We start from the raw sequence: 13837 nt of genomic DNA, 5'->3' as shown, positions 1-13837 counted from the left end.
GATGAATCGTCGCGACCTGATCAAGCTCGCCGGCACGCTCTCCGCGGGCAGTCTGGCGGCACCGCTGCTGGCCGGCGAGACGCCGGCGGTGCATCCGCGCACACGTGGCCGGCCGAACATCCTGCTGATCGTCACCGACCAGGAACGCAGCTTCCGCGATCTGCCGGACGCACTCACGCTGCCTGCCCATGAAGCGCTGCTCGCCAGGGGCGTGAGCCTGGGCAACTACCACGCCAACACCACGCCCTGTTCGCCGTCGCGCTCGGTGATGTTCACCGGGCAGCACACCCAGAAGACGCAGATAGTCGCCAACCACGGATTGCCGCCGTTCAATGACCTCTCGCCGACGCTGCCGACGCTGGGTCACATGCTGCGCGAGCAGGGTTACACCACCGCCTACAAGGGCAAGTGGCACCTGAGCCATATGCCTGGCGGCGACAACCTCACCTATGGCGTGGTCGAGACCAGTGAAACGGCACTGCAACCCTACGGCTTTGCCGACTACAACCTCGGCGGAGATCCGCACGGCACGCACCTGACCGGCTTCCTCTACGACCGCCTCACCGCCAGCGACGCGGCGCGCTGGATGCAGGCACACAGGGACGACGAAGCGCCCTGGCTGCTGGCGGTCAACTTCGTCAATCCGCACGACATCATGTTCTACAGCTCGGGGCCGGCCCAGGAGCGTTCGCGCCTGCGGCAGAACTTCCTCGGGCCGATCTCTGCAGGTCCCGGCATCGGGGTCTACGACAAGCACTGGGACATCCCGCTGCCGGCCAGCTTCCACGCCGACGACCTGAGCAGCAAACCCTGGGTACAGCGCGCCGATGTCGAGCTGTGCAACGCCTTCTACGGGCATATCGATCCCGCTGACGAGGCGGCCTGGGTCGGCCTGCAGAGCTACTACTTCAACTGCATCCGCGATGTCGACGAGTCGATCGGCCAGGTCCTCGGTGCCTTGCGCGCCAGTGGCCAGGACGACAACACCATCGTGGTACTGACCGCCGACCACGGCGAGATGGCCGGCGCCCACCGGCTGCGGCAGAAGGGGCCGCACATGTACCGGGAGAACACCCGGGTGAATTTCATCGTGCGTCATCCCGACCTGTCGGGCGGCGTGCAGAGCGACGCCCTCGGCTCCAGCGTCGACCTGGTGCCGACCCTGCTGGAACTGGCAGGCGTTGCCCCGGCGTTGCAGCGCGAACGCTATCCGCAATTGGCGGGCGTAAGCCTGTGCGAGAGCCTGGGTGGGGCGAGCGGGCGTTCGCAGCGGGACGAGCTGGGACACCTGTTCAACTACGGGGTGGCGATGTACATCGACCCCGAGTTCACCCAGCAGGTGATCCGCAATCAGGACCTGGTGACGCCCTGGAGCATCCTGCGCGAGTCGCTGAAGAATCTGCAGTTGGGCCCGTCGCGCGAGCATCGCGCACTGTTTCGCGGTATTCACGACGGCCGCTACAAGTTCGCCCGTTACTTCGCACCGAAGGACCACCACCTGCCGAACGATTTCCAGACGCTGTGTGCGCGCAACGATCTCGAGCTTTACGACACCCTGGAAGATCCCGACGAAGTGAACAACCTGGCGGCCGATCCGTTGTCTCATCAGGCGCTGTTGACGCGCCTCAATGCACGGACCAACGCATTGATCGAACGTGAGGTCGGCCGGGATGACGGCAGTGAGCACATCGGGCCGGCTTTTCTGTACAGCCAGGGCTGATTCGTTTCGATCAATCGGATGGGTGCCCGCCGGATGCACCCGTTGCCGCAAGAGCTGCCGGCGCAAAAGGAGAGTGTTGGATGTTCTGGACTATCGCGAAGGTGTTCATGCTGGCCTTCTGGGCATTGGCGCTGGCCAACCTGCTGGCACCGTTCGGCTCGCCCTGGGAAGTACCGCTGAACGCCATCGCCGGCGTGACCCTGGTGCTGCATCTGGTCGAGATGCTGCTGTTCAACAAGTACCTGCAGCAGCAACCTGCGCCCGGTCTGCACCGGCTGCAGGTGCTGCTGTTCGGGGTGCTGCATCTGCAGCGGCTGCACTGACGTCAGTTGCCAGGGTGGACGGCCGCTGCCATCCACCGCCTGGCACCTGCTCGCGCGTGTTTTTCAGCTGGTTGACGGGTTTGCCTGCAACGGCTCTCTCACACCGCTAGGCCTGTCCGTAGGGTGGATGGCCGAAGCCATCCACCAACCGGTACCTACCCCCAAGGCTGCGCCGGCTCCTGTGTGCTTCCTATGGCGGCTTTCTGTGTAACCGCTAGATGAGATCGGCGAGCGGGTGCGGCCCCTCCCAGGTCGGCTCGAAATGCGCGGCGACGACTTTCTCGGGAATTTCCTCGACCTGCTTCCAGTGCCAGACGGGCGTCTGATCCTTGTCGATCAGGCGGGCGCGCACGCCTTCGCTGAAGTCGGGGTAACGACAGCAGTTGAGGCTGACCGCGTACTCCATGCGCAGGGTCTCGGCGAGCGACAGGTGGCGGCTGCGCTGCAGCTGTTCCCAGACCAGCCAGGCGGTGAGCGGGCAGCCTTTGGCCAGCGCGGTGCCGGCGGCGGCCAGCAGCGGCTGCTGATCCTCCTGCAGTCCGGCCAGCGCGTGCCAGGCGCCGGGCAGGTCTGCCACGTCGAGCAGCGCGGCGATACGTCCGAGCAGCGGTTGCCATTGGGCCTGCGGCAGATGTCCCGCTGCACTGGCTGCCAGCGCCTGCAGCAGACTGTGCAACTGGCGCTGCGGCTGAATCGACCAGTTCAGCTGCAGCAATCCTTCGAGCAGATCCTCCTGCTGGCTGTGTTGCAGGAAGCGGTCGGCAAGACCCAGGGCGAGGGCGTCGGCCGCGTTGATCTGGCTGGCGGTCAGGCCGAAAAACAGCCCCAGGGGTCTGGCCATGCGGCCGAGAAACCAGCTGCCGCCGGCGTCCGGGTACAGGCCGATATGAATTTCCGGCATCGACAGCCGGCTCGACTCGGTGACGATGCGCACGCCGGCGCCCTGCATCAGGCCCATGCCGCCGCCCATCACGTGGCCATTGGCCCAGCAGATCAGCGGCTTTTCATAGGTGTGCACAAGGTGGTCCAGACGGTATTCGGCAGCGAAGAACTGTCGCGCCTGCTCATGGATCTCGCCTGGCTGCTGCCGCTGCAGCTCGATCAGCCGGCGCACGTCGCCACCGGCGCAGAAGCCCTTGTCGCCGCTGCCACGCAACAGTACGCAGGCGATCTGCGGGTCGGCCTGCCAGCTGCGTAGGCGGGCGTCGAGCGCCTCGATCATCGGCAGCGACAGGGCGTTGAGGTTCTTTGGCGAATCAAGGGTGGCAATGCCGACGCGGTAGCCGTGCATGCCGGGCAGTTCTTCGAAAATCACGTTCATCGGGCAACCTTGTAGTGGGCGGCAGCGCTCAGCGATTGCGCCACTGCGGAGCACGTTTTTCCAGGAAGGCGTTGACGCCTTCGCGGGTGTCTTCGGCATCGAACAGCTCGACGAAGCGTTCGCGTTCGGCGCTCAGCCAGCTGTTCGGGGCGCGCTCGCGGGCGCCCTGGATCAGTGGCTTGATCGCCCGGACGGCAACCGGGCTCTGGCTGGCCACCCGCGCCGCCAGCAGCAGCGCGTGGCCGCGGGCTTCACCGCTGTCGACCAGTTGTTCGATCAGGCCTATGCGCAATGCGGTTTCGCCATCGATGCGTTCGCCGCAGAGAATGATGCGCTTGGCCCAGCCCTCGCCGACCAGCCAGGCCAGCGCCTGGGTGCCGCCTGCGCAGGGTAGCAGTCCGACTCCCGCTTCGGGCAGCGCCATCTGTGCGTGGCGCTCGGCGATGCGCAGGTCGCAGGCCAGGGCGCATTCCAGTCCGCCACCCATGGCATAGCCATTGATCGCGGCGATGGACACGCCGCGGAAATCGCGCAGTGCTTCGAAGGCCTGGCCGAACAGCAGCGCCAGCTCGTGGGCGCGCGCCTTGTCGCCATCGGCGAACAGCGCAAGGTCGGCGCCGGCGCTGAAGAAGCGTTCGCCCTGGCCGGTGATCACCAGCGCGTAGATGTCGTCGTCGTGATTCAGATGCTCCAGCACCTGGCGCAGGCCGATCAGCGAGTCGCGGTCCCAGGTATTGGCCGGTGGCTGGTTGATGGTCAGCAGCGCGGTGTGGCCGTGCTTTTCGACGGTGAGCTTGTGGGTCAGGTCGAAAAGCCCGGAGCGGTAGGTCTCGATGGCGTGGCTCATGGCGGCGAACTCCTGCATGGAACTTGCGACTCCAGCAAGCGTATCGCATCCGGCTGCGCCTGCTGCTGCACCTGCAGCGCGTGCAGAAGCTATTGCAGAGTCAGCGGTTTTCCGGCGGCGCGGCGTTCGGCCTGCCACTCCTCGGGCGTCTGCGCCGCCTGGGCGCCGTCGAGTTTGCCGATGATCTCGAAATAGTCCTGCTTGAGTGCGTCCTTCATCACTTCCGCGCGCGGCTTGATTCTGACCGCATAGACCGTCTGGACGTTCTGGTGATCGAGCGCGCGCCATTGTTGCGGGCCTTTCAACAGGCTGTAGCTGTGGCCTTCCAGGGCCCTGGCCACGGCGGCGCTGTCGAAGCTGCGCGCGCGCCCCACGGCGTCGGCCCACTGGTAGACGATGCTGTAGGCCGACGCCGCCGAACTTGACGGGTAGACCTGATAGCGCTCGCTGAAGTTGCGCACGAAAGCCTGGCCTGCGTTCGAGCCTTCCAGCGCCGGCACGCGCCAGGTCCAGGGCTCGGTGCCGACCACGCCTTCCATCAGCGCAGGGCCTGCCTGCTCGACGATGCTCTGGGTCAGGTTGGGCGCGACTATCTGCATGCGCTTGTTCAGTCCCAGGTTGTCGGCGATGCGCATGGCGCGCACTAGGTCCTCGCCAAACAGCGCCAGGACCAGCACCTTGGCCTCGCTGGCCTGCACCTGGGTCAGGGCGTCCTGATACTCCGCCAGCTGCGCGCCGGGGAAGCGCACCTTGATCGATGGGTGTTCGCCGGCCGACTGGGTGCTGGTGTGCCGGCGCAACGACTCCTCGGTGCTGTTGCCCCAGGTGTAGTCGGAGGTGACGTAGAAGAACTTCTGCCCGGCGTGTTGCTGGTTGAGGTACTCGGCGAGCACCTTGGCGCTCATCCAGGCGTTGTTGCACTCGCGGAACATGAAACGCTGACCATCCGTGCCGGTGGTGTCGTTGGAGTAGGTCAGGGTGCCGAAGTAGAGCAGGCCCTTTTCCCGTGCGCGATTGCCGGAGGCGATCGCCACTGCGCTGGAGGCGCCGCCGAAGAGCATCGCCGCGCCTTCGCCGGCAAGCTTGTCGACATTGCGCACGGCTTTTTCCGGGCGTGATGCGGTGTCGGCGCTGGACAGTCGCAGTGGGCGTCCGAGTACGCCGCCGCGTGCATTGATCTCGTCGATCGCCAGCAGTGCTGCGCGCATCTGCGCCAGACCTTCTTCCTTGTAGCTGCCGGTGCGCGGGTAGTTGAGACCGATGGTCACCGGCTCGTTGGCCTGGGCATTCAGGCTCAGGCAGAGAAAAAGTGCGAGGCAGGCGGTGATCGTTTTCATTGGCTGAGCATTCCGTGTCGTGTGTACCCTGGCCTGTGCTTTTACGCTGCCGCCGTCGCGACTGGCATTCGATCTTCGTCTAGTACCCACGTGTCACGGGCGCCGCGTCGCCGTGGCGGCCCTCAAGGTGTGCGCTCGATCAAGTTTTGCGGGGTACGAACGTACCAGCCGACGGCTCCGCAAGGCTGAGCAAAAGCCTTCGCCGGGCATCTGTGGTATGACTGCCGCTCGCGCGGCGAGCGGACTCGCCCAACCCTTTTGCACGGAGAACACCATGTCCCGACCGAACGTCATCGCCGGGCTCGACCAGTACCGGCTGGATGCCATCGAGCGGCTCATCGACAACGACTACCTAAAGCCCGGCAAGTTGCCTGGCAGCGTCACCCTGGTCGCCCGGCGCGGCGAGGTGGCCTGGGTCAAGGCCCAGGGCCTGATGGATGTGGAGCGGGGCAAGCCGATGCAGCGCGACACCCTGTTCCGCATCTATTCGATGACCAAGCCGATCACCTCGCTGGCGATGATGCAGCTTTACGAGCAGGGCCGTTTCCTGCTCGACGATCCGGTGCACAAGTACATCCCGGCGTGGAAGGATCTGCGCGTCTACAAGGCCGGGGTCTATCCGGCGTTTCTCACCAGCGCCGCCGCGAGGCCGATGACCATTCGCGACCTGATGACCCACATGTCCGGGTTGACCTACGGCTTCATGCAGCGCAGCAACGTCGATGCGGCCTACCGCGAACTGGGCCTGGACGGCAGCCGGGGCCTGACCCTGGAGAAACTGGTCGAAGAGCTTGCCCGACTGCCGCTGGAGTTTTCTCCGGGCAGCGCCTGGAGTTACTCGGTCGCCACCGATGTGCTCGGCTACCTGGTCCAGCTGCTTTCCGGCAAACCGCTGGATGTGTATTTCCAGGAACATATCTTCCAGCGCCTGGGCATGGCCGACACCGGCTTCCATGTGCCGGCGGAAAAGCTCGAGCGTTTCGCCGCCTGCTACCAGGCCAGCCCGGATGGCTTCAGCCTGCAGGACGACCCGCAGAACTCGCCGTTCAGTCGTCAACCAAGCTTTCTCTCGGGCGGTGGCGGGCTGGTATCGAGCATCGATGACTACTTCCGTTTCGCCCAGGCGCTGTGCAACGGCGGCGAGCTGAACGGACGGCGGATCATCGGTCGCAAGACGCTGGAGTTCATGCGCAGCAATCACCTGCCGGGCAATTGTGACCTGCCGAGCATCGCGGTCGGCTCCTTCAGCGAAACGCCCTACGAGGGCCAGGGCTTCGGCCTCGGTGTGTCGGTGAAGACCGACGTGGCCAAGTCGATGGTCAATGGTTCGGTGGGCGAGTACGGCTGGGGTGGGCTGGCCAGCACCACCTTCCTGGTCGATCCGCTGGAGGAAATGGTGATGGTCTTCATGACCCAACTGATGCCCTCGTCGACCTATCCGATTCGCCAGCAACTGCGGGCGATCACCTACGGTGCGCTGGTCGACTGACAAGCCGCCGCGGCGCCTTGACTTGCCGGTGGGGCTTATTTAGCGTGCCGGCTTTTGCGGCGAGGGCACGGTGATGGCGGACGACCACAGGGTCAGGCTCGAGGCGGGCTGGAAAGAGGCGCTGCACGAGGAGTTTGCCAAGCCCTACATGCGTGCGCTGGGAGACTTTCTGCGCGCCGAGAAGGCCGCTGGCAAACTGATCTACCCGCCCGGCGCGCTGATCTTCAATGCGCTGAACTCGACGCCGCTGGCGCAGACGAAGGTGGTCATCCTCGGCCAGGATCCCTATCACGGTCCGGGGCAGGCGCATGGGCTGTGCTTCTCGGTACAGCCCGGCGTGGCGATACCGCCATCGCTGCAGAACATCTTCAAGGAGCTCAAGCGGGATCTGAACATCGATCCGCCCGGCCACGGTTGCCTGCAGCACTGGGCGGAGCAGGGCGTGTTGCTGCTCAATACGACGCTTACTGTCGAGGCCGGGCAGGCCGGTTCGCACGCCAAGGCCGGCTGGCAGACCTTTACCGATCAGGTGATCCAGGCCGTCAACCGGCATCAGCCCAATCTGGTGTTCATGCTCTGGGGGGCGCATGCGCAGAGCAAGCAGCCGCTGATCGATCGTACCCGGCACCTGGTGCTCTGCTCGCCGCATCCGTCGCCGCTGTCGGCCCACCGCGGTTTTATCGGCAACGGTCATTTCAGTCACTGCAATCGTTTTCTCGCGCAGCACGACATCGAGCCGATCGACTGGCGTCTGCCGGCTGTAGGTCAGGGCGCCTCAGCGGCCGAGTGACAGCGGGCGCTGTGCCTCCAGCAGGTACTGCGATACCTTGCCGCTTTCCCGCAGCCGGGCCAGCCCTGCGTTGAAACGAAGCATGTAGTCGGCGTTCTGCGGAATCCGCCGCGAGAGCAGCAGGTGCAGGCTATCGCTGCGAAGGGGGCGGGGATGGAAGCTCAGCCGCGCGCGCTCGGCGCTGCTGAATTGTTCGTGCAGCAGGTCGAAGCCGACCACCTTGTCCATCGGGAACGCATCAAGACGCCCGGCCAGCAGCTGACGAAAGCCCAGCAGGTCGCTGCCCAGGCGACGGATCTGCAAGCTCTGCTGTGCTTCTGCGCGCTGGAAGGGCTCGCCGTAGTCGTAGCCGGTGGTGGCACCAAGTCGCAATCCGGCGAGGTCCTCGATGCTCTCCCAGTGCAGCGGGCGATCCTTGCGATGGAACAGGTAGTAGGTACTGTCGAGAATCGGGTCGCTGACGAAGAAGGTTTCCTTGCGGTGCGGACTGCTCAGCCAGACCGCGCTGCCATGCCGGTCGCCACGTTCGGCGAGCAGCAGCGAGCGGGCCCAGGGATGGAACTCCCAGCGTACCTCTATCCCTTCCAGGGCAAAGGCCTCGGCAACGATGCGCGAGGCTATGCCGTGGTGCGGCAGCTGCGCGCCCAGGTACGGCGCCCATTCGCCGTTGGTCAGGCGCAACTCTTCTGCCGCCTGGGTCGACGGTAGCGCGAACAGCAGAAGCCAGAAGAGCAGGCGGCGCATAACGGTTCTTCCTGTAACCGGTGCGAGGGTCTAGCCGTTTTGCCTGCGGCTAGGGCAGTCAGCCCTGGAGCATGCCCATCGCTGCTTCCATCGCAGCAGAAAGGTCTTCGTCCTCGTGCAGGCTCTGGTTCGGGTCCAGGCCCAGCTTGGCGAAGGCCGGTACCTGGCTCCAGTCGACCTGCGCGTAGGGATGCTGCGTGCCATGGTAGCTCTGCAGAGTGGCGACCTGGACGATATCGACATAGTCGACTTTCTCCGAATTGCGGGTGAAATCCAGGTACTGGCCGGGGATCTGTGCAATCAGGTCGGGAAATTCCCAGGCGCGCAGAATCTTCTCGCCGATGATCGGATGGATCTTCTCGATCACGTGGTTGAGGCTGATCGAGTCGGTCATCAGCTCGTTGTGTTCTTCCGCGTAGGTCAGGATCGGCAGGATGCCGATCTGGTGCACCAGCCCGGCAAGGGTCGCCTGGTCGGGCATCAGGCGGGTGTAATGGCGGCAAAGGACATGGCAGATGCCGGCGATCTCGGTGCTCTTGTTCCAGACTTCGCGCATCTTGCGATCGATGACGTCGGAGGTGGCCTGGAACATCTGCTCCATTGCCAGGCCGGTGGCCAGGTTGCAGGTGTAGTTGATGCCCAGACGACTGATTGCCATCTGCAGATCGGTGATCTCGCGGTTGGTGCGCAGCAGAGGGCTGTTCACCACCTTGATGATGCGTGCGGTGAGGGCGGCGTCGTTGCCGATCACCTTGGCCAGATTGGGAATGCTGATGTCGGGGTTTTCGGCAGCCTCGCGTACCTTGAGTGCCACTTCCGGCAGCGTCGGCAGGACCAGCTCGTCATTCTCGATGGCCTGGATCAATTCCTGTTGGACTTTCTCGGCAAGCTTGCTCATTCATTCTTCTCTATAGGTATTGGCAGCCAGATGTAGTTCTTGTTCAGCGCTGGATCTCGCGATCGCGATCCAGTTGGTAGGGCAGTTCAAGCAGTCTCAGGCACGAGTCCTCGGACTTGTCGAGGCTGAGTCGGCCATCCGCGAGGGCGTCCTCCTGAACCACGGCGAGCAACTCGCAGCCGTTCTCGGTGGGCGCCGCCAGAACGACTTCGCCAACGCTGCTGGCGTGCACGGGCGAGAACAGCTCGGCGCCGACCGCCGGCGTTGCCCCATCCAGCGCCAGGCGGTACATCCGTCGTTTGAGCTTGCCCAGGTACTGCATGCGCGCAACGATTTCCTGGCCAGCGTAGCAGCCCTTGCGAAAGCTCACGCCGCCGAGTGCCTGCAGGTTGATCATCTGCGGGATGAACAGCTCGCGGGTAGCACCGAAGACCTGGCCGACGCCGGCACGAATCTGTTGCAGCAACCACGTTTCCAGAGGCCGCTCCGCGAGCGCTGCACGCAGTTGCTCATGTGCTCCCGCAGCCTGCGCCTGCGGCACCCAGAGTTCGATACGGTTTTCATCCAGGCGTACCGCGAGCATCCCGTCGGCAGTCCGCAGAGCGCCTGGTTCCGCTGGCGCGCTCAGCGCAGAAGCCAGCGGCAGTTCGGCTACGCCCTGAATGCCGTAACGCACCCAGTCCGTACTCGCGTCCTGCAGTTGTACCTTGAAGAACACCGCGTACTTCTTCAGGTCGGCCAGTTGCGCTTCGATCAGGTCGCTGGCCATGGCCAGCAGATAGCCCTGGGCATGCGGGACGATGCGAAAGCTCGAGAGCATCCTTCCCTTGGGCGTGCAGCGCGCGCCGAGGCCGCTGTGGCTGTCATCGAGATAGTCGAGGTTGCAGGTGAGCTGACCCTGCAGGAATTTGGCCGCGTCGGGTCCCTGGACGCTGAGGACGCCCTCGTGGGGCAACAGGCAGAAGAAGGCGGAAGTGGGCATGACTGACACTGAAGAATGACTCGTCGTCGACTCGAGGCCCATCATAGAGCGCCAGCGACAGGCATGCCAGCGGGTGCGGGAGCTCGGCGCAGCCGGCTATACTGCCGGCCTCATTTTCAGGAGCCGCCCGATGGTCGACGCAACCGAACTCAATCGCCTCTTCTGGCACAGTCGTCGTGGCATGCTCGAACTGGACGTGCTGTTGGTTCCCTTCGTGCGAGAAGTCTATGCACTGCTCGATGCCGAGGATCAGGCGCGTTATCGCAAGCTGCTCGAGTGTGAGGATCAGGACATGTTTGGCTGGTTCATGCAGCGTGAGGAGCCTCAGGACCCTGACCTGCAGCGCATGGTGCGGATGATCCTGGATCGTGTCCAACCCAAGTGAGAGCTTCGAATGCAGCTGGTGCGGCTCTCGCGCCCTGCTGCTGATCTATCTTGCGCTGCAGACGCTGGCGCTGGGTAGTGCGCTGATGCTTGAGCTGCCTTGGTGGGGTGTTGCGTCGGCAATTGCTGTATGCACTGCTCACGCGCTCTGGGTGTTGCCGCGACAGATACTGCTGACGCATCCGTCAGCCTGCTGCGCGTTGCGTCGTGATGCGTCGGGGTGGGCGCTGTGGAGCGCGGCGCACGGCTGGCGCTCTATTCAGCTGCAGCCTGACAGTCTCGCATTGCCGGCGCTGGTGGTGCTGCGTTGGCGCTTTGCTGGCGAGCGTAGAGTTCGCGGCCTGTGCATTGCGCAGGGCGCGATGAGTGCGGATGCCCATCGTCGCCTGCGCTTGCGCCTGAAGTTCAGTCGCAAAAGGTGGGCGGCAGCAGAATAGTGTCCTGCGCCTGCGGCAGCATCTCCGGGTAGTCGAGCGTGTAGTGCAGTCCGCGGCTCTCGCGGCGCAGCATTGCCGAGCGGATCATCAGATCGGCTACCAGCGCCAGATTGCGCAACTCGATGAGGTCGCGGCTGACCTTGTAGTTGCTATAGAACTCGTCAATTTCCGCCAGCAACAGGGTGACCCGGTGCTGGGCGCGCATCAGCCGCTTGTTGGTACGAACGATGCCGACGTAGTCCCACATGAAACGCCGCAGCTCGTCCCAGTTGTGGGCGATGATCACGTCCTCGTCCGAGTCGGTCACCTGGCTGGCGTCCCACTGCGGCAGCGTAGGCGGCGACCCGACGCTGTCGAGCTGAGTGAGGATGTCGGCGACGGCGGCCCGGGCATAGACGAAACACTCCAGCAAGGAGTTGCTGGCCAGGCGATTGGCCCCGTGCAGGCCGGTGAAGCTGGTTTCTCCAATGGCATAGAGGCCGGGGACGTCGGTGCGTCCATGCGAATCGATGACTACCCCGCCGCAGGTGTAGTGAGCGGCAGGCACCACCGGGATCGCCTGGCGAGTTATGTCGATGCCGAAACTAAGGCAGCGTTCGTAGACGGTGGGAAAGTGTTCGCGGATGAACTCTGCCGGCTTGTGGCTGATGTCCAGGTAGACACAGTCTATGCCCAGGCGCTTCATTTCATGGTCGATGGCCCTGGCGACTATGTCGCGTGGGGCGAGTTCGGCGCGCTCATCGAAGCGTGGCATGAACCGTTCGCCGCTTGGCAGCTTGAGCAGGGCGCCTTCGCCGCGCAGCGCCTCGGTGATGAGGAAGTTCTTCGCCTGCGGATGATAGAGGCAGGTCGGGTGGAACTGGTTGAACTCAAGATTTCCGACTCGGCAGCCGGCGCGCCATGCCATCGCTATGCCATCGCCGCAGGCACCATCGGAATTGCTGGTGTAGAGGTATACCTTGGCCGCGCCACCGGTTGCCAGAATCACGAAGCGCGCGGCGAAGGTGTCGACTTCGCCACTGCTACGATTGAGGACGTAGGCGCCCAGGCAGCGGTCGCCCTCCAGGCCCAGGCGACGCTCGGTAATCAGATCGACCGCGACATGCTGTTCGAGCAGATGGATGTTGCTGCGCTGGCGTGAGCGCGCCAGCAGCGTGTTGAAAATTGCCGCCCCAGTTGCATCGGCGGCGTGAATGATCCGCCGATGGGTATGTCCGCCTTCACGGGTCAGATGAAACTCGAACCCCCCGTCCTCGTGAAAACCCTTCTCGTCTCGGGTGAAAGGCACGCCCTGGTCGATCAGCCACTGGATCGACTCGCGACTGTGCTCCACGGTAAAGCGCACCGCTTCCTCGCGACAAAGGCCACCACCAGCATTAAGGGTGTCCTGAACGTGGGATTCCACTGTATCCATGTTGTCGAGAACGGCGGCAACTCCACCCTGGGCCCAAAAGGTCGAGCCGTTGGCCAGATCGCCTTTGCTCAATACAGCGATGCTCAGGTGTTCCGGCAGCGTCAGAGCAAGCGTGAGGCCGGCGGCACCGCTACCGATGACCAGGACGTCGTGAAGGTGGTGTTGGCTCATTAAAGGGTCCGCGGTCAGTAGGGCGCTCGCTAGTATATAGGCAGGTGTCCCTGCACAATAGGCGCGCCCAGTTTCCCGGCTGGCTGCCCAAGATCTGCCGGCGTTCGCCGGCACTGGCGCAGGGTTTTCGAAACAAGGGAACCATTTTTGCGTCGCTACGTTCTAACATCGGATTCCTTGCGCCGGACGCATTCACGCGCGGTGCGCAGATGCTGCATGCAGGTATCGGCAAGGCTGGTTGCGAGGGGCCGGTTTGGGACTGATCCGATCAGCTGGGAGCGTATTTTGGGGGAGAGAACTTTTGCGCGAGGCTCTAGTCTATCTAGGCAGATTGATAAGGGTTTCGGCGCGCATCTCCTCCGAGCTTGACGAGGAGAGTACATGCTGACTCAGGAAGAAGATCAAAAGCTGGTCGAACGCGTGCAGAAGGGAGATAGGCGAGCCTTTGATCTGCTGGTGATGAAGTACCAGCACAAGATTCTCGGGCTGATCGTGCGTTTTGTGCACGACTCCCACGAGGCTCAGGATGTAGCCCAAGAGGCGTTCATCAAGGCTTATCGGGCTTTGGGTAATTTTCGCGGTGACAGTGCGTTCTATACCTGGCTGTACCGCATCGCCATCAATACGGCGAAGAACCATCTGGTGTCGCGGGGGCGTCGCCCGCCGGACAATGATGTGAGCTCCGAGGATGCTGAGTTCTATGACGGTGATCATGGACTCAAAGACCTTGAATCTCCGGAACGGCTGATGCTGCGGGACGAAATCGAAGGCACGGTCCATCGAACTATCCAGCAACTGCCGGAAGACTTGCGCACGGCGCTGACCTTGCGCGAGTTCGATGGATTGAGTTACGAGGACATCGCTTCAGTCATGGCGTGTCCTGTAGGTACCGTACGCTCGCGCATATTTCGTGCGCGAGAAGCAATCGACAAGGCTCTGCAACCCCTTTTGCAAGAGTCCTGAGACAGCGGCGTCAGCCA

At 63.7% G+C, this 13837-nt stretch carries 14 protein-coding genes; 7 read left to right on the top strand and 7 right to left on the bottom strand.

Going from position 1 to position 13837, the window contains the following annotated elements:
• The first annotated feature begins 1 nt into the window (after position 1).
• Complete coding sequence (locus DBO85_RS00400; RefSeq protein WP_108104176.1) at positions 2–1720, top strand: sulfatase-like hydrolase/transferase; 1719 nt, start codon at positions 2–4, stop codon at positions 1718–1720.
• Positions 1721–1800: 80 nt separating this feature from the next.
• Positions 1801–2043, top strand: coding sequence for a DUF1145 domain-containing protein (locus tag DBO85_RS00395; RefSeq protein ID WP_108104174.1), 243 nt, complete (start codon positions 1801–1803; stop codon positions 2041–2043).
• A gap of 214 nt (positions 2044–2257) precedes the next feature.
• On the opposite strand, the gene DBO85_RS00390 is transcribed toward DBO85_RS00395, so the two are convergent.
• The 3 genes from DBO85_RS00390 to DBO85_RS00380 form a co-directional block, all read right to left on the bottom strand.
• Positions 2258–3364 (bottom strand): enoyl-CoA hydratase/isomerase family protein, encoded by a 1107-nt coding sequence (locus DBO85_RS00390; RefSeq protein ID WP_108104172.1) that lies wholly within the window; start codon positions 3362–3364, stop codon positions 2258–2260.
• A gap of 28 nt (positions 3365–3392) precedes the next feature.
• Positions 3393–4211 (bottom strand): enoyl-CoA hydratase, encoded by an 819-nt coding sequence (locus DBO85_RS00385; RefSeq protein WP_108104929.1) that lies wholly within the window; start codon positions 4209–4211, stop codon positions 3393–3395.
• 89 nt (positions 4212–4300) lie between these two features.
• Positions 4301–5548, bottom strand: a complete 1248-nt coding sequence (locus tag DBO85_RS00380) for an ABC transporter substrate-binding protein (protein ID WP_108104170.1) — start codon at positions 5546–5548, stop codon at positions 4301–4303.
• A gap of 274 nt (positions 5549–5822) precedes the next feature.
• On the opposite strand from DBO85_RS00380, the gene DBO85_RS00375 reads away from it, so the two are divergent.
• Both DBO85_RS00375 and ung read left to right on the top strand, forming a co-directional pair.
• Positions 5823–7037 (top strand): serine hydrolase domain-containing protein, encoded by a 1215-nt coding sequence (locus tag DBO85_RS00375; RefSeq protein ID WP_108104168.1) that lies wholly within the window; start codon positions 5823–5825, stop codon positions 7035–7037.
• A gap of 73 nt (positions 7038–7110) precedes the next feature.
• Positions 7111–7827, top strand: coding sequence for a uracil-DNA glycosylase (ung, locus tag DBO85_RS00370; RefSeq protein WP_108104166.1), 717 nt, complete (start codon positions 7111–7113; stop codon positions 7825–7827).
• On the opposite strand, the gene DBO85_RS00365 is transcribed toward ung, so the two are convergent.
• Genes DBO85_RS00365 through ygfZ form a run of 3 tightly spaced genes read right to left on the bottom strand, consistent with a single transcriptional unit; the run spans position 7813 to position 10451 of the window.
• On the bottom strand, positions 7813–8571 hold the full coding sequence (locus DBO85_RS00365; protein ID WP_108104164.1) for a substrate-binding periplasmic protein: 759 nt from the start codon (positions 8569–8571) through the stop codon (positions 7813–7815). The genes ung and DBO85_RS00365 overlap by 15 nt on opposite strands.
• A gap of 58 nt (positions 8572–8629) precedes the next feature.
• Positions 8630–9469, bottom strand: coding sequence for an HDOD domain-containing protein (locus tag DBO85_RS00360; protein ID WP_108104162.1), 840 nt, complete (start codon positions 9467–9469; stop codon positions 8630–8632).
• A gap of 43 nt (positions 9470–9512) precedes the next feature.
• Positions 9513–10451, bottom strand: a complete 939-nt coding sequence (ygfZ, locus tag DBO85_RS00355; RefSeq protein WP_108104160.1) for a CAF17-like 4Fe-4S cluster assembly/insertion protein YgfZ — start codon at positions 10449–10451, stop codon at positions 9513–9515.
• A gap of 130 nt (positions 10452–10581) precedes the next feature.
• Between ygfZ and DBO85_RS00350 the strand changes: the two genes are divergently transcribed.
• Positions 10582–10836: an FAD assembly factor SdhE gene (locus DBO85_RS00350; RefSeq protein WP_108104158.1), complete on the top strand. Its 255-nt coding sequence runs from the start codon at positions 10582–10584 to the stop codon at positions 10834–10836.
• Positions 10820–11272, top strand: a complete 453-nt coding sequence (locus DBO85_RS00345) for a protein YgfX (RefSeq protein WP_108104156.1) — start codon at positions 10820–10822, stop codon at positions 11270–11272. Before DBO85_RS00350 ends, DBO85_RS00345 begins: the two co-directional genes overlap by 17 nt.
• Here DBO85_RS00345 and nadB read toward each other — a convergent pair.
• Entirely contained in the window at positions 11241–12857 is a 1617-nt protein-coding gene (gene nadB / locus DBO85_RS00340) for an L-aspartate oxidase (protein WP_108104154.1), read from the bottom strand. The genes DBO85_RS00345 and nadB overlap by 32 nt on opposite strands.
• 381 nt (positions 12858–13238) lie before the next feature.
• Here nadB and rpoE point away from each other — a divergent pair, with 381 nt between their 5' ends.
• A complete protein-coding gene (gene rpoE / locus DBO85_RS00335) occupies positions 13239–13820 on the top strand; it encodes an RNA polymerase sigma factor RpoE (RefSeq protein WP_108104152.1) in 582 nt (193 codons plus the stop codon).
• The last annotated feature ends 17 nt before the right edge of the window (positions 13821–13837 follow it).

The sequence above is a fragment of the Pseudomonas mangrovi genome, from assembly GCF_003052585.1.
GTDB classification, from domain to species: Bacteria; Pseudomonadota; Gammaproteobacteria; order Pseudomonadales; family Pseudomonadaceae; genus Aquipseudomonas; species Aquipseudomonas mangrovi.
Note: the sequence above shows the minus strand (reverse complement) of the source record. Positions and strands in the feature narration are given on the sequence as shown.